At 67.7% G+C, this 15,527-nt stretch carries 17 protein-coding genes; 10 read left to right on the top strand and 7 right to left on the bottom strand.

Annotated features, from left to right (window positions below; all coding sequences use genetic code 11):
- Positions 1–420: 420 nt before the first annotated feature.
- The 4 genes from HWX00_RS01350 (at position 421) to HWX00_RS01335 (ending at position 3,810) form a co-directional block, all read left to right on the top strand.
- Entirely contained in the window at positions 421–1,101 is a 681-nt protein-coding gene (locus tag HWX00_RS01350) for a PspA/IM30 family protein (RefSeq protein WP_034188789.1), read from the top strand.
- A gap of 80 nt (positions 1,102–1,181) precedes the next feature.
- Positions 1,182–2,363, top strand: coding sequence for a tetratricopeptide repeat protein (locus HWX00_RS01345; protein ID WP_175027185.1), 1,182 nt, complete (start codon positions 1,182–1,184; stop codon positions 2,361–2,363).
- A 237-nt stretch (positions 2,364–2,600) separates the two neighbouring features.
- Positions 2,601–3,032: a large conductance mechanosensitive channel protein MscL gene (mscL, locus tag HWX00_RS01340; protein WP_006487991.1), complete on the top strand. Its 432-nt coding sequence runs from the start codon at positions 2,601–2,603 to the stop codon at positions 3,030–3,032.
- 331 nt (positions 3,033–3,363) lie between these two features.
- Entirely contained in the window at positions 3,364–3,810 is a 447-nt protein-coding gene (locus HWX00_RS01335; protein ID WP_027784713.1) for a hypothetical protein, read from the top strand.
- A gap of 66 nt (positions 3,811–3,876) precedes the next feature.
- On the opposite strand, the gene HWX00_RS01330 is transcribed toward HWX00_RS01335, so the two are convergent.
- Positions 3,877–4,770, bottom strand: a complete 894-nt coding sequence (locus HWX00_RS01330) for an NAD(P)-dependent oxidoreductase (RefSeq protein WP_069706300.1) — start codon at positions 4,768–4,770, stop codon at positions 3,877–3,879.
- 135 nt (positions 4,771–4,905) lie between these two features.
- Here HWX00_RS01330 and HWX00_RS01325 point away from each other — a divergent pair, with 135 nt between their 5' ends.
- Entirely contained in the window at positions 4,906–5,115 is a 210-nt protein-coding gene (locus tag HWX00_RS01325) for a dodecin (RefSeq protein ID WP_006493215.1), read from the top strand.
- A gap of 221 nt (positions 5,116–5,336) precedes the next feature.
- Positions 5,337–6,266, top strand: coding sequence for a LysR substrate-binding domain-containing protein (locus HWX00_RS01320; protein ID WP_034188792.1), 930 nt, complete (start codon positions 5,337–5,339; stop codon positions 6,264–6,266).
- A gap of 115 nt (positions 6,267–6,381) precedes the next feature.
- Here the strand turns inward: HWX00_RS01320 and HWX00_RS01315 are convergent, their stop codons facing one another.
- The gene (locus HWX00_RS01315) at positions 6,382–7,794 is read right to left on the bottom strand and encodes an 8-oxoguanine deaminase (RefSeq protein ID WP_049030961.1); all 1,413 of its coding nucleotides are present in this window, start codon (positions 7,792–7,794) and stop codon (positions 6,382–6,384) included.
- A 509-nt stretch (positions 7,795–8,303) separates the two neighbouring features.
- Between HWX00_RS01315 and uraH the strand changes: the two genes are divergently transcribed.
- Both uraH and HWX00_RS01305 read left to right on the top strand, forming a co-directional pair.
- Positions 8,304–8,657 carry a hydroxyisourate hydrolase gene (gene uraH / locus HWX00_RS01310; protein WP_034188794.1) on the top strand — a complete coding sequence of 118 codons (354 nt, stop codon included), beginning with the start codon at positions 8,304–8,306 and terminating at the stop codon, positions 8,655–8,657.
- Between the two features lie 52 nt (positions 8,658–8,709).
- The gene (locus tag HWX00_RS01305; RefSeq protein WP_034188795.1) at positions 8,710–9,903 is read left to right on the top strand and encodes a urate hydroxylase PuuD; all 1,194 of its coding nucleotides are present in this window, start codon (positions 8,710–8,712) and stop codon (positions 9,901–9,903) included.
- A gap of 101 nt (positions 9,904–10,004) precedes the next feature.
- On the opposite strand, the gene HWX00_RS01300 is transcribed toward HWX00_RS01305, so the two are convergent.
- Positions 10,005–10,415: an ACT domain-containing protein gene (locus tag HWX00_RS01300; protein ID WP_175027184.1), complete on the bottom strand. Its 411-nt coding sequence runs from the start codon at positions 10,413–10,415 to the stop codon at positions 10,005–10,007.
- A 70-nt stretch (positions 10,416–10,485) separates the two neighbouring features.
- Entirely contained in the window at positions 10,486–11,406 is a 921-nt protein-coding gene (locus HWX00_RS01295; protein ID WP_175027183.1) for a LysR substrate-binding domain-containing protein, read from the bottom strand.
- A 131-nt stretch (positions 11,407–11,537) separates the two neighbouring features.
- Between HWX00_RS01295 and HWX00_RS01290 the strand changes: the two genes are divergently transcribed.
- Positions 11,538–12,353: an aminotransferase class IV family protein gene (locus HWX00_RS01290; RefSeq protein WP_175027182.1), complete on the top strand. Its 816-nt coding sequence runs from the start codon at positions 11,538–11,540 to the stop codon at positions 12,351–12,353.
- Between the two features lie 16 nt (positions 12,354–12,369).
- On the opposite strand, the gene HWX00_RS01285 is transcribed toward HWX00_RS01290, so the two are convergent.
- Positions 12,370–12,774, bottom strand: a complete 405-nt coding sequence (locus HWX00_RS01285; protein WP_034188799.1) for a RidA family protein — start codon at positions 12,772–12,774, stop codon at positions 12,370–12,372.
- A 152-nt stretch (positions 12,775–12,926) separates the two neighbouring features.
- Here HWX00_RS01285 and HWX00_RS01280 point away from each other — a divergent pair, with 152 nt between their 5' ends.
- Positions 12,927–13,889 (top strand): LysR family transcriptional regulator, encoded by a 963-nt coding sequence (locus HWX00_RS01280; RefSeq protein WP_175027181.1) that lies wholly within the window; start codon positions 12,927–12,929, stop codon positions 13,887–13,889.
- A gap of 82 nt (positions 13,890–13,971) precedes the next feature.
- Here the strand turns inward: HWX00_RS01280 and HWX00_RS01275 are convergent, their stop codons facing one another.
- Together HWX00_RS01275 and alc are read right to left on the bottom strand one after the other, a co-directional pair.
- Positions 13,972–14,484, bottom strand: a complete 513-nt coding sequence (locus HWX00_RS01275) for an ureidoglycolate lyase (RefSeq protein WP_034188801.1) — start codon at positions 14,482–14,484, stop codon at positions 13,972–13,974.
- Positions 14,481–15,494, bottom strand: a complete 1,014-nt coding sequence (alc, locus tag HWX00_RS01270) for an allantoicase (RefSeq protein ID WP_059561796.1) — start codon at positions 15,492–15,494, stop codon at positions 14,481–14,483. Before alc ends, HWX00_RS01275 begins: the two co-directional genes overlap by 4 nt.
- Between the last annotated feature and the right edge of the window lie 33 nt (positions 15,495–15,527).

Raw genomic sequence — 15,527 nt, 5'->3', positions numbered from 1 at the left:
GCGCCCTCGAACGCATGCGGAAATGCAAGCGGATGAATCAGAGTGGGTGCATCGAGATGCGGCTGTCACGTCGACAGACCCCGCCGCGCGGCGATCCGTTCCCGCGACGTGACAGCGCATTTTAATGAAATCGACCGGGCGCCTTCGCGATTTTTTGTAAAAATTCCCGCAATGCCGTGATTTGCGGAACGTATTGTCGGCCTCCTCGGCCTATGATGGACACGCAATGGGCCGTGTCGCCGGCTTTTTCTTTCAACCGCGAAAGGTTTGGCATCCTGATGCGCACGCCGCTTGAACTCACGCGTTTAAGCCGTATTTAAGTGAACCGGTGGTGTAATATCCGCCGGCTCACGCGGGTCGGAACCGGCCCGCGGCGGGCACGGCCGCGAATGCGCGGCGCCTTTAACCACGGAGGATTTCATGTCGCTTTTCGACTCTATTTCGCGCACGATCAAAGGCCTGCTGAACGATGCGGCCGATTCGGTACAGGATCCGTCGCGCGACGCACGGCAGATCGTGCGGGAGCTCGACGACAGCATCGGCCGCGCCGAGAACTCGCTGATCGAGATCGAGGCACAGGTCGCGACCCAGCGCAGCAAGCGCGATGCGGCCGACGACAAGGTGAAGAAGTACGAGGACGGCGCGAAACGTGCGCTGCAGTCCGGCGACGAAGCGCTCGCCCGCGAGGCCCTCGCCGCGCAGTCGAACGCGGAAGCCGAGCGCGATGCGCTCGCGGCCGAGCTGACGACGCTCGAGCCGTCGGTCGACAAGCTGAAGGGGCAGATCGCCGACATGCGTCAGCGCCGCAACGACCTGAATGCGCGCTCGAACATCCTGCAGGCCAAGCAGGAAATCGCACAGGCGAAGGACGTCGCGGCCAGCGCGCTGGGCGGCATCGGCGGCAAGAACCTGTCCGAGGATTTCCAGAAGCTCGAGGACAAGGTCGCGCTGCAGAACGCGCGTTCGGACGCACGCCTGAATTCGGCCGACACGTCGAGCGGCAAGGCGCTCGACGACAAGCTCGCCGCGCTGAACAAGGGCCCGTCGGTCGAGGATCGCCTCGCCGCGCTGAAGAAGCAGCTCGACACGCCCGCGCAGTAACGGCAAACGTGCCGCGCCCCGGCCCGGGTGCGCGGCGCGAACCGATCGTCAGGAGACGGGCGCCTGCGCCCGGTTCGACCATGAAGAAATCTCTCGCCGCACTCGGCCTCTCGCTGATGTTGCTGTCGTCCGCCGCGTTCGCGGTCCCGTCGCTGCAGCAGGTCGAGCAATCGATCGCGCAGCGCAACTGGCAACAAGCCGACGCGCAGCTGTCGCAAGTCATCGACGCCCATCCGAACAACGCGCACGCGCGCTACCTGTATGCGCAGGTGCTGGACCGCGAGGGCCGCGCGTCCGACGCGCTCGCGCAGCTGCAGCGCGCGAAATCGCTCGATCCGCAACTGCGCTTCACCGACGCGTCGCGGTTCGCACAGACGGAGTCGCGCATTCGCGCCGACGCCGCGCGCGTGAGCGGCAACGTGCCGTCGGCCACGCAGGCCGGCACGCTGCAGCCGGGGCTCGCCCCGGCCGTCGCGCCGGCCGAAAAACACGGTCCGTCGACCGGCATGTGGATCGGCCTCGGGCTGATCGTCGCCGTGATCGCGCTGGTGCTGCGCTGGACGCTGCGGCGCGCACGCACCGCCGACAACGGCCGCGCCGACGACGAACGCCGCGCGCAGCTCAAGCGCGCGACCGACGTGCTGAACGACATCCGTCCGCTGAAACTCGACGCGAAGCTGTCGACGGCGCCCGGCGCCGCGGCGCTCACGGGCGAACTCGAAACGATCGAGGCCGACGCGCGCACGCTCGTCGAGACGCTGTCGAACGGCAAGAATCCGGTGCCGCCGTATCGCGTCGATGAACTCGAGCAACGCCATGCGAGCGTGAAGGCCCGCGTCGAAGGCCGGCCCGACCCGGCCGCGCAACCCGCGGCACCGGCGAACGGCAGCGGCTCCGTGTACGCGCAGGAAGCCGATCGCATGACGGGCGCGCAGGGCCAGCCGTATCAGCAGCCCTACCCGCCGCAACAGCCGTATCCGCAACAGCAGCCGCCCGTCGTGATCCAGCAAGGCGGCGGTGGTTTCGGCGGCGGGATGGGCGGGCTGCTGACCGGCGTGCTGCTCGGCGAGGCGATGTCGGGCGGCCGCGAGCGCGTGGTCGAACGCGACGTGATCGTCGACGGCGAGCGCCGCCGGCAGGAAGCCGACCCGGGCTTCGACCTCGGCCGCGGCGACGATTCGAACTGGAGCGACGGCAGCGGTAGCGGCGGCGGCATGGACCTCGGCAGCAACGACGACGGCTGGACCGACGACAACACCTGAGCACCCATGCACCGGGCGCCGGCGCGCATGCCGGCGCTCCGTCACGCACGCCACGCTTCGCTGCACGGCCGGCCGCGCCCACGCGCGGATTTGTCAATCATTTCAAGATGGACTACCGGCAATGGGGAGCGTTCGTTATCATGCGGCCATCGGCGTGCCACCGACCCTCATTCGACGCAAAGCAATCCTGCGCGTCGCGGCACGCCTCCCCTCGCCCCAACCAGGAGAAAGCCGCTCATGAGCATCATCAAGGAATTCAAGGAGTTCGCCGTCAAGGGCAACGTGATGGATCTCGCCGTCGGCGTGATCATCGGCGGCGCATTCTCGAAGATCGTCGACTCGGTCGTGAAAGACCTCATCATGCCGGTCATCGGCGTGCTGACCGGCGGTCTGGATTTCTCGAACAAGTTCGTTCTGCTCGGCACCATCCCCCCGACGTTCAAGGGTAATCCCGATTCGTTCAAGGACCTGCAGGCCGCCGGTGTCGCCGCATTCGGTTACGGCTCGTTCATCACCGTGGCGATCAATTTCGTCATCCTCGCGTTCATCATTTTCCTGATGGTGAAATTCATCAACAAGCTGCGCAAGCCGGAAGAAGCCGCGCCGGCCGCGACGCCGGAAGACACCGTGCTGCTGCGCGAGATCCGCGATTCGCTCAAGCAGCGCTGAGCGCCAAGCGCTCCGCCCGCCAGGCCCGCCGCGTGCGGGCCTTTTTATTGCGCGCGGCGCACCGCCACAAGCGGCCTATCTCACTTTTTTGTGACGGGCGAATGCACGCGCGGGAAAAGCAGGTCTATGATGGAGACTAAACGACAGTACGGGCGCCAAGACGCTGGCTGTGTCGATCATGGCGAGCAGGTCGACGGGAGACATTGATCGTCGTACTGCACGAATGCAGCATTTTCGTGTGCTATAAAGGATCGACATGCGGCGTACATAGCCGGGAGTGGGTCGCATGAAAGTGCCGCATTTCTTGCAATTGTTTTTGAGGCGAGTGTTTATGTCCTTCCCGAAAAAACGTCGGCGTGCGCAACAGGATGGCCAGGAGTCGTTCCTCGCGGTCTTGCGCCACTCGAAACCGTTTGCGCAACTCGACACCAAGATTGCCCGCGCCCGTGCGCAGGACGAACCCGTCCTCTATGCGCACGTGCTGCCCGGTCTCGACGTGCTCCTGTGCAGCGTACGCGGCGCCCAGCCGCCCTATCCGGCGATCGCGGAGCTGCGCAAGCGCTGCATCGAATCGATCGCCAACGCGCTCGAGCAGCCGCTCGACGGCCTCGAAAACGGCGGCTACTGGTACGAGGCGAACGGCTTCGGCTTCCTCGTATTCGCGAGCCGTGCGCGAGCGCGCATCCTGCCCGAGTTTGGTGCAGGCACGAAAGCGAGCCTGCGCGGCGGGCTCGGCCGCCAGAACGCCGGCGACACGACACCCCGCTCGCTCGGCTGATTCGCCAGCCATTCGATGGGCCGCCTCCGGGCGGCCCATCTGTCATTCACGCGCTCCGCTTGCCCGTCACGATGCCTGCCCGCGGCCGTTGCCCGGCCGCACGATGTCGATGAACGCGGCGAAATCCGCGCCCGCGAGCCCCTGCGCGGCACCGAGCCGCAGCACCTGCTGGACGGTGGCCGACACGGGCATCACCGCGCCCGTGTCGCGCGCGGCATCGGCAATCGCATCGACATCCTTCTGGAACGTGCCGAGCGCGCCGATCGGCGGATGACCGCCCGACGTCATGCGCGGCACGAACGTCTGCAGCAGCACCGAGTCGGCCCAGCCGCCGGACAGCGCCTCGGCCAGGCGCGCGGCGTCGATGCCGCTCGCCTGTGCGAGACCGACGGCCTCGGCGATCGCCGTGACCGTCGCGGTGACGATCGCCTGGTTGCACAGCTTCGCCGTCTGGCCCGCGCCCGCGTCGCCCATGTGCGTGACACGCGACGCGTACGAGTCGATCAGCGGCCGCACCGCGTCGAGATCGGCCGCGCGGCCGCCCGCCATCACCGCGAGCGTGCCGGCCTGCGCGCCCGGCACGCCGCCGGACACCGGCGCATCGACCCAGCCGACCCCGAGCGCGGCCGCGCGCGCCGCGTAGTCGCGCGTCGCCGCGGGCGGAATGCTCGAATGATCGACGATGCGCAGCAGGCGGCGCGCCGCCGCGTCACCGGAGAGCAGCCCGTGCTCGCCGAACACGACGTCGCCGACCGCACGGCCGTCGAGCACGCACACGAATACCGTCTCGACACGTTCGGCCAGTTCGCGCGGCGTGCCGGCCACCTGCGCACCGTCCCCGACCAGCGCTTCGGCCTTGTCGCGCGAGCGGTTCCACACGCTGACGCGGTGCCCCGCCGCCAGCAAATGCCGAATCATCGGCGCGCCCATCAATCCCGGTCCGCAAAATCCGACTTCCACGATGCTCCTCGTCTCCAATACGGGTTGCACTTGCCGCCCATCATACCTATCACTCAAGAAGCCGGGCACGCGCGGCACCGCTTCGGGACCGCGGCTTGCACCGGCAATACGGACCGATATCCCAGGGAGCGCATCATGAGCGACCACGTGTACAAGATGATCGAGCTGACCGGTTCGTCGCGGCAATCGAGCGACGACGCGATCCGCAACGCGATCTCGAAAGCCGGCAAGACGCTGCACAACCTGCACTGGTTCCAGGTGACCGAAACGCGCGGCCACATCGAAGGCGACCAGGTCGTGCACTGGCAGGTCACGCTGAAGGTCGGCATGCGCATCGACGACTGACGCATCCGTCGCCTCACCCGCCGCGTCGCGATCCGGATCCGCGCAATACAGACCCGCGCGGCGCCGCGCGTCCCGCATTTCACCTCGTTCGGGCCCCTTGTCGCGGCCCGACCGGCGGGTAGCCGCGGGTATCCATCTCTTGACGCTGCTTTTCGTTCATATTAAAAACAATATACCCACCCCATCCCTCGATCAGCCCAGCCATATAAACCGGAGATAACATGAGTCAGCAACGCGAGGCGATCGACACGTACCTCTTGCGCGTCTTGCACACCTTGTTGATGGAGCGCAGCGTCACGCGCGCGGCCGTCAAACTGAACCAGTCGCAACCGGCGATCAGCGCCGCGCTGCGACGCCTGCGCGACATCACCGGCGATCCGCTGCTGGTGCGCGGCAAATCCGGCATGGTGCCGACCGAATACGGGCTGCGCCTGCTCGAGCCCGTGCAGAACGCGTTGCGTGAAATCGAGCGCATCAAGTTCCAGCAGCACAACTTCGACCCGGCCACGTCGATCCGCTGCTACCGGATCGGCTGCCCCGACTACCTGAACGTGCTGTTCGTGCCGACCGTCGTCGAGCGTTTCCGCCTGGCCGCGCCGAACGCGACGCTCGAGTTCCATTCGCTCGGCCCGGCGTTCGACTACGAGCTCGCGCTGGAAGACGGCAAGCTCGACATCGTCGTCGGCAACTGGCCCGAGCCGCCCGAGCAGCTGCACCTGTCGAACCTGTTCGTCGACGAAATCGTCTGCCTGATGAGCAACACGCACCCGTTCGCGAAGCGCGGCGGGCTCACGCTCGACCAGTACCTGAACGCGCCGCATCTGGCGCCGACGCCGTACTCGGTCGGCCAGCGCGGCGCGATCGACGTGCATCTCGCGCGCGAGCGGCTCAAGCGCCACGTGGTCGTCACGCTGCCGTACTTCAACCTCGCGCCGTACGTGCTCGTGAAGTCGGACCTGATCTTCACGACCACGCGCCTGTTCGCCGATCACTATGCGAAGTTCCTGCCGCTGTCGGTCGTGCCGGCGCCGCTCGACTTCCCGCCGATGCAGTACTACCAGCTGTGGCACGAACGCTGCCATTACTCCGACGAAGTGCGCTGGCTGCGCGGCCTCGTCGCCGAAGCCACCCGCACGCTGATCGAGCCGTAACGGCACGCACGGCCCGCGCGGCACGCGCCGCCGTCGCGCGCCGCGGCCGCTCAGGGCGCGACGACGGCCGGCGGCACGCCCCGTCAGGCGGCGGCCGCCCGACGTCGGTCCCGCGTCAGCGCGAGGCCTCGACGAGCGCGTGCGCCAGCGCGTTGTGGCGCTCGATGACGGGCGGCAGATCGAGCGTCGCCAACCGCCCTTCCCGCACCACCACCTTCCCGTTCACCACCGTGTAGGCCGTCTGCGACGGCGCGCAGAACACGAGCGCCGCGACCGGATCGTGCAGCGCGCCCGCGAACAGCGGCTGGCGCAGGTCGAACGCGGCAAAGTCCGCGGCCATGCCGGGCTTCAGCGCGCCGATGTCGTCGCGGTTCAGCACCTTCGCCCCGCCGAGCGTCGCGATCTCGAGCGCTTCGCGCGCGGTCATCGCGTCGGGCCCGAACCCGACCCGCTGCAGCAGCAGCGCCTGCCGCACTTCCGCGACCATCTGCGCGCCGTCGTTCGACGCGGAGCCGTCGACGCCGAGGCCGACCGGCACGCCCGCGAGACGCATCTTCTTCACCGGCGCGATGCCCGACGCGAGCCGCATGTTCGAGCACGGACAGTGCGCGACGCCCGTGCCGGTGCGCGCGAACAGGCCGATGCCCGCATCGTCGAGCTGCACGCAGTGCGCATGCCACACATCGTGGCCGACCCAGCCCAGATCCTCCGCATATTCGGCCGGCGTCATCCCGAACTTCTCGCGGCTGTAAGCAATGTCGTTGACGTTCTCCGCGAGGTGCGTGTGCAGCGACACACCGTATTCGCGCGCGAGCACGGCCGCATCGCGCATCAGGTCGCGGCTCACGGAGAACGGCGAGCACGGCGCGACCACCACGCGCAGCATCGCGTAGCGGCCTTCGTCGTGATAGGTTTCGATCAGGCGCTGCGTGTCGCGAAGGATGTCGGGCTCGCGCTCGACGACCGAATCGGGCGGCAGCCCGCCGTCGCGCTGCCCGACGCTCATCGCGCCGCGGCTCGCGTGAAAACGCATGCCGATCCGCCGCGCGGCGCCGATGCTGTCGTCGAGCCGGCTGCCGTTCGGGTAGATGTACAGGTGATCGCTCGACGTCGTGCAGCCCGACTGCAGCAGCTCGGCCATCGCGGTCAGCGTCGACACCTCGATCATCTCGGGCGTCAGGTGCGCCCAGATCCGGTACAGGTTCGTGAGCCAGCCGAACAGTTCGGCGTTCTGCGCCGCGGGCACCGCGCGCGTGAGGCTCTGGTACATGTGGTGATGCGTGTTCACGAGCCCCGGGATCACGAGGTGGCCGCGCAGGTCGAGCACTTCGTCGGCCGTGTCGGGCAGCTCGGCGGTCGGACCGACCGCGACGATCCGGTTGTCTTCGATGTAGAGCCCGGCATCGCGCAGTTCGCGGCGCGTGTCGTCCATGGTCACGAGCACGTCGGCGTGCTTGACCAGCAGGGTGGTCGGGCGGGATGAGGTGGGGTTCGGCGCGCGTGCGCCAGCGTGCTGCTCGAGGTTCATGCGTTCTCCGCGTCGGTCTGCCTCCAGGCGTTGCCTGGCGGCGGTCACACAGCCGTTCGAACGCTGAATCGCGGCACGCCCCGGTGCCTGCGTCCGTTCGAACGCCCTGGCCCGGTTACCCGGCGTGCTCGCCGTCTTCGGGGTACGCGCGGGCCACGGGCCGACGCGCACGGCGGGAGGATCGCCCACGCGCGCGCCGCGCACAATGCGCGAACCGGAATACCGTACCTCAGGGTTTCGATATGGTACGCCGCCCGCGGCGCCGCCCGGCGCCCGAAACCGGGCCGGCAGCCTTGCCCGGCGGGCCGTCGACAGCCGCTCATGCTCGGCGCATTATCTTCGATATCGCGCACGTATTTGCACGGGGAACCTTTTTACAATGCCTGCACGGCGCTCGCTTCAATCTCGCCGACGGGTATGTAGCCACGTGTGACGTGGAGCCTCGATCCGCCGCATAGTCAATGGATCGGGTCGCCGCCGAACCTCGCATTCACACAAGGACACAACGAATGGGAAAGCTCACTACCCACGTACTCGATACGGCGCACGGCCGTCCCGGCGCGGCCATCAAGGTGGACCTCTACGCGCTCGACGGCGAATCGCGCCGCGCGATCAAGACCGTGCTGACCAATAGCGACGGCCGCTGCGACGAACCCCTGCTCGAAGGCGCCGCGCTCGCCACCGGCGAATACGAACTCGTGTTCCATGCCGGCGACTACTTCGCGGCGCTCGGCGTGAAGGTGCCCGAACCCCGCTTCGTCGACCGCGTCGTGCTCCGCTTCGGCATCGCCGACGCCGGCTCGCACTACCACGTGCCGCTGCTCGTGTCGCCGTGGTCGTACAGCACCTATCGCGGCAGCTGACAGACGAATCAGCGCCCGCATCGAACAAACGAATTGAGTCTGGAGGAGTTTCATGGAAGGCTTCATCACCGACTGGCTGAACCTCGCGCTGCGATGGCTGCACGTCATCGTCGCCATTGCGTGGATCGGCGAGTCCTTCTATTTCGTCGCGCTCGACAACAGCCTGAAACCGCCGACCGACGCGAACCAGCGCAAGCGCGGCGTGTTCGGCGAGCTGTGGCACGTGCACGGCGGCGGGTTCTACAACATGCAGAAGTACACGGTGGCCCCGCCGGAAATGCCCGATGACCTGCACTGGTCGAAGTGGCCGTCGTACACCACATGGCTGTCGGGCTTCTCGCTGTTCTTCGTGCTGTACCTGCTCGCGCCGAACACGTACCTGATCGACAAGAGCGTGCTCGACATGGGCCCGGTGGTCGCCGTCGCCTCCGCGCTCGGCTTCCTCGCGGCCGGCTGGATCGTCTACGACTCGCTGTGCCGCATCCTCGGCACCAACGACCGCGTGCTCGGCATCTGCGTCGGCCTCTACGTCGTCGTCGCCGCGTACCTCGCGTGCCACATCTTCTCGGGCCGTGCCGCCTACCTGATCGTCGGCGCGATGCTCGCGACGATCATGTCGGCGAACGTGTTCTTCGTGATCATCCCCGGCCAGCGCAAGATGGTCGACAAGATGCTCAAGGGCGAGGAACCGAACCCGATCTACGGCAAGCGCGGCAAGCAGCGTTCGGTGCACAACACGTACTTCACGCTGCCGGTCGTGTTCGCGATGCTGTCGAACCACTATGCGATGACGTACACGAACAAGTTCAACTGGGTCGTGCTCGTGCTGATCATGCTGGCCGGCGCGCTGATCCGCCAGTTCTTCGTGATGCGCCACCGCGGCAAGCAGTTGTGGTACCTGCCGATCGGCGGCGTCGCGCTGCTGTCGGGCGCGCTGGTGTGGACGATGCCGAAGCCGGTCGCACCGGAAGCGCAGGCCGCGAACGCGCCGAAGATCGCGATCAACGACATCATGCCGATCCTGCAGCAGCGCTGCGTCGAGTGCCACTCGTCGAAGCCGACGCTGATGGGCAGCGCTCCCGCAGGCGTGATGTTCGACACGCCGGACGAAGTGTCGAAGAACGCGCAGCGTATCTACGAACAGGCCGTGCGCCTGAAGGCGATGCCGATCGGCAACGTCACGCACATGACCGACGACGAGCGGACCAAGCTCGCCGCCTGGTTCGAGGGTGGCGCGGTCAAGTAAGCCGCCGTGCGCCGGTCGCCGGCGCGATCCTCTCCGTTCGCGGGCCCGGTGACGGGCCCGTTTTTTTTCATGCGCCGCGTGCGCCGCATGCACTTCGGGCACTAGCCGCGCATCGCGTCGCGCTGCAGGGCAACGAGCGCATCGCGCGCGCGCGGGCCGTCGTCGACCGGTACGAAGATGTGATCGTGGCATGCGGCGGCCATCACGTTGCAGCTGATGCCGGCCGCGCCGAGCGCCCGCGCGAAGGCGGCCGTGAGACCGACGGCCGCGAGATCGGAATCGACGGTGAGCGTGATCCATGCGGCGCGGAACAGCACGGGCCAGCCGCGACGTGCTGCCGTTGCCTCTTCGACCACGACCGTCAGCCCTTCCGCTTCGCGGAACGTCGCGATGACTTCGGATAACGATACGTCCGCACCGGTCGGCAGCGACACGAAGGCGAACGCGCCCGGATGCAGTTCGGGTTGCATCGTCCGTAGCAGGACCCTGAGGTCGTTTTCAGGTTGGCTCATCGAAGGGGCACGTCCGGCGCCGGACGTCGTGCGGTGGTAATGCGGGCACGATAGCACGCACGACGACGCGCTACGCGTGCGCCATCGCCGCTTCGTCCGCGAGCCAGTCGCGCAACGCGACGATGCGCGGATCGTCCTGCGTGTGCGCCGGATACACGACGTGATACGCGAGCCCCGGCGCCACCTCGACGCTCACGTCGAACAGCCGGACGAGGCGCCCGTCCGCGAGATCGCGCGCAATCATGTGCGGCTCCGCCAGGCCGATCGTCGTACCGTCGATCACGGCCTGCACGACGTGGCTCGAATCCGGAAACGCAACGCACCGGCTGTCGTCGAAACCGTCGACGCCGGCGGCGGCCATCCACGCCGACCAGCGCGGCCAGGTCACGCCGTCGACTTCGCAGTCGGCGTGGCAAAGCGTGTGGCGCAGCAGGTCGCGCGGCTTGCGCAACGCGGGGCCGGCCGACACCAGCGCGGGGCTGCAGATCGCGACGACCGATGTGCCGAACAGGCGCTGCACGCACGCGTCGCGATAACGCCCGGTGCCGAAGCGGATCGCGACATCCACGTCGTCGCCGTCGAAATCGCGCAGCCGGTCGGTGATGTCGAACGTCAGTTCGAGCGCCGGATGCGCGGCCTTGAAGCGCGGCAGGCGCGGCAGCAGCCAGTGCGTCGCGAAGCGCGCGCCGACCGACACGCGCAGTTCCGTCCGCTCGCGCGCGATGCGCCGTGCCCGTGCGGTCGCGTGCCGCAGGCCCGCCAGCGCATCGGCGGCGGCCGCAGTCAGCACCGCGCCGGCCGGCGTCAGCCGGATGCTGCGGCTCGTCCGGACGAACAGTTCGATGCCGAGCTGCGCCTCGATTTCCTTGATCTGGTGACTAACGGCTGCCGGCGTCAGCCCGACCTCGTCGGCCGCCCGCGAAAAATTCAGGTGCCGCGCCGCCGCCTCGAACGTCCTCAGCGCGCGCGTGCCAGGCCACATGCGTTCCATCGATCTTCAAACAGAATTTGACGACCGTTCCAAAACTACTCGTTTTTCACGACACCATCAATCGGCAAACAATAGGTTTTCTTGAAGATGCCGCGCCGCCCCGCGCCCGCGGCCAACCTGGAGATTCGCCGATGACCGCTGCACCGTTCCCGTCCGTCGCCCACATCAACGGCGTGGCCGCCACACCCGATGCGCTTGCCGCGCTGGCTTTCGCGGGCCACGCGCATTTCACCGCGATGCAGGTTCGCGACGGCCGCGTACGCGGCCTCGACCTGCACCTTGCACGGCTGCGCGATGCATCGAACGCGCTGTTCGGGCATGCGCTGCCCGATGCACGGATTCGCGCGTTCCTGCGCGCCGCGCTCGATCGTGCGCCGTCGGCGCTGTCGCTGAGCGCGACCGTCCATGCGACGACCGGCGAATTCGCCGCGCCGCGCGACGACGAAGCGCTCGACGTGCTGATCCGCACCGCCGCGCCGTCGTCGGGGCCGGCCGGCCCGCTCGATCTCGCGCTGTTCGAACACGAGCGCGTGCTGCCGGCCATCAAGCACGTCGGCGAAGTCGCGAAAACGCACTTCCTGCGCCGTGCGGCGGCGCAAGGGTTCGACGACGCGGCCTTCATCGATCGTCGTGGACGCATCAGCGAAGGCTCGATCTGGAACATCGCGTTCTGGACCGGCGACGCGCTCGTGTGGCCAGTGGCCGGCATGCTCGGCGGTGTCACGATGGGCATCCTGCGGCGGCAGCTGGCACGTCTGGGCATCGCGCAGCACGACCGTGAAGTGACGCCGGCCGACCTGCCGTCGATGGCCGGCGCCGTCGTGATGAATTCGTGGACGCCGGGCATCGCCGTGCGCCGGTTCGGCACGGCGACGCTGCCCGATTCGCTGTCGCTGACCGCGCGACTGCATCGCGCGTATGAACAGGAGCCGCCCGTCGCGCCGTGATACGCACGCGCCCCGCTCACGCATCGGCCGACTCCGGCAGCCGTGCGATCGCCTTGATCTCGAACTGGAAACCGTACAGCCAGGTCACGCCGACGGCGGTCAGCGCCGGATGCGGCGCATCGCCCCAGTATTCGGGGACGATCGCCCAGATCCGTTCGAACGTCTCCTCGGGATCGACAAGGAACACCGTCACGTCGACGACGTCGTCGAACGTGCAGCCGGCCGCGCGCAGCACCGCATTCAGGTTGTCGAACGCGCGGCGGACCTGCGCGCCCAGCTCCGGCTCGGGCGAACCGTCGTCGCGGCTGCCGACCTGCCCGGACACGAACAGGAAGCCGTTCGCGCGCACCGCCGGCGAATAGCGGTTGCGGTCATACAGCGCCCGGCGACCGGGCGGAAAAACTACGCTACGCTTTGCCATTCAACCCCTCCATCGGTCGGTGGGGCGTCGCCGCCCCGGTCTCAACGATGAAGGCACTTTAAGGACCGTTGCACGGCGGATAAACCGGCAACCTTGTCCAACACTGTTTGCGCGCGCCAAACAATGTCCGGGCGCCGCGGAGCCCTGACCCGATGGATCGATTCGACGCAATGCAGGCGTTCGCCCGCGTGGTGGAGGCCGGCAGCTTCACGAAGGCGGCCGACACGCTGCACATGAGCCGCACCACCGTCACGCAACTGGTGCAGCAACTCGAGGCGCGGCTGCGCGTGAAGCTGTTCCACCGCACGACCCGCAAGGTCGTCGTCACGGCCGACGGTGCCGCGTACTACGAGCGCGTCGTGCGGCTGCTGGCCGACATGAACGATGCCGAAACGAGCCTGTCCGCCGCGTCGGCGTCGCCGACGGGGCGGCTGCGCGTGGACGTGCCGACCCCGCTCGCGCGCCTGATCCTGATCCCCGCGCTGCCCGCGTTCCACGCGCGCTATCCGGACATCCAGATCGACATGGGCGTGAGCGACCGCGTGGTCGACGTGATCGGCGAGAACGTCGACTGCGTCGTGCGCGGCGGCGAGCCGGCCGACCGCTCGCTGATCGCGCGCCGCATCGGCGACCTGCGGCTCGGCGTATACGCATCGCCCGCTTACCTCGCGCGCGCCGGCACACCGACGCACCCGGGCGAACTCGAAGGCACGCATCACCGCATCGTCGGCTTTCTGTGGGCGCGCACCGGCAAGGCACTGCCGTTTGCGATGGCGCGCGACGGCGAGCAGATCACCGTACGCGGCCGCTACGTGCTCGCCGTCGACGACGGCAATGCGTACCTCGAAGCCGGCCTCGCCGGGCTCGGCATCCTGTGGCTGCCCGACTACATGGCCGCCGCGTATCGCACGCGGGGCGAACTCGTACCGCTGTTCGAGCCATGGCAACTCGAACCGATGCCGATGTACGTCGCATTCCCGCCGAACCGCCACGTCAGCGCAAAGCTGCGCGTGTTCGTCGACTGGGTCGCCGATCTGATGGCCGAGCATGCGCCAGTCGCGAACCGTCGTCGCGGCGGCGGTTCGCGCGACGCGCGCAAGGCCGTGTTGACCTGAGTCGCGACAAAGCGAGCGCACATAAAAAAACCCGCGCATCTTGCGCGGGTTTCGGCGGGCAGGCAACGGAAGCGTCGACGACTCAGGCGGTCAGCGCATGCAGCGCCTCGTCGGTGAGCCAAAGCGATTCCTGCAGATCCTGCTCGTTCAGGTTCAGGCCGTCACCGCCGCGATCGACGACGATGAAATCGCTGACGCCGCCGAGCGCGATCAGCGGATGATGCCACACGCCCTTCGCGTAGTTGACGCCCTGCCAGCCGCTCGTCACGAACGCACGGATCTTCGCCGGATCGAGATCGCCCGCGGGCGCGACGACGACGAGATACGGCTGGTCGTTCAGCGGCACGAACGCCTGGCTGCCGAGCGGGTGCCGCTCCAGCATCTTCACTTCGAACGGCAGCGTGCGCGGCTGGCCGCGGAACAGGTTGACGAGCGTGCGGCCGCCCTCGTCCGTCACGTCGACTTTCGCGAGATCGTGAAAGCGGATCGTCGTGCCGAGGTTGATCGGGATCTGCTTCGCCCCGTCCGTTTCGATCACGTCGCCGAACGGCGCGAAGGCTTCCCTGGTCAGCGGTTCGATAACGAGCGTCTTCATTTGTCGAGCGTTCCCCACAGGCGCAGGCGCGACACGCCGCCGTCCGGAATGATGTTCAGTCGCACGTGCGTGACGGGGCCAAGCGACGCGATGTCCTGTTCGAAATAGTGCTGCTTGTCCATCTGCAGTTTCTGTTCGCCGAGCAGCACCGGCCAGAACATCGACTGCGTGATCAGCGAGCTGTCCGTGCCGCCCGACACGTACGCGGCCTGGATCGAGCAGCGGTCCGGGAAGTTGCCCTTGAAGAACGCGGTATCGACTTCGATCTTGCGGATCACGCCCGGCTGCGCGAGCGCGATGATCGCCCAGTCGTTGCCCGGCTCGCGGCGGCGGCGGGTTTCCCAGCCATCGCCCATGTTCACGCCGCGGCCCGGCAGCAGCAGGTTCGACGCGACGCCGAAATGCTGGTTGTTCGCGGCCACGACGTAACCGCCGTTTTCCATCGCCGCGAGGTCGAACTGCTCGGTCGCGCTCGCGCCGGCCCAGTCGAGCTGCGGCTGGCCGTACACGCGCAGGCGCGCGATGCCGCCGTCCGGGTAGATGTTCACGCGCAGGTGCGTGAACGCGCGTGCGTCGCTCGCTTCGACGTAGTGATGGCTGTTGCCCTGCAGCGTCGTCGACGGCACGATCTCGACCCACTCGGTCGCATGCGTCGGCGCGCCGTCGGCCACGAACGCGGCCTCGATCGACGCGGCCGGCGGGAAGTTGCCGGTGAAGTGGCTCGTGTCGATGTCGAAGCCCTTGATCACGCCCGGGCGCGCGAGCTTGACGATGCACCAGTCGTACCCCGTCGTGCGCTTGCGGCGCGTTTCCCAACCGTCCATCCACTTGCCGTGGTCGTCGTACTTGCCGGGGATGAAGACGGCCGGCTCGGGGTTCAGCATCCGGTCCTTCGGCGCGAAGAAATCGTCGCTGGCCTCGAGCGCCTGCGCACCGAGACGCGGGTCGGCAAGATTCACGTAGCGCCGCGTGAATTCGGGTGCGTTGGGATCGAGAAGCGGAACAGCCATGATGTTTCCTTGTTTCAGTGATTGCGATCCGGC

This window comes from Burkholderia seminalis DSM 23518 (assembly GCF_902832885.1).
Taxonomy (GTDB): domain Bacteria; phylum Pseudomonadota; class Gammaproteobacteria; order Burkholderiales; family Burkholderiaceae; genus Burkholderia; species Burkholderia seminalis.
Note: the sequence above shows the minus strand (reverse complement) of the source record. Positions and strands in the feature narration are given on the sequence as shown.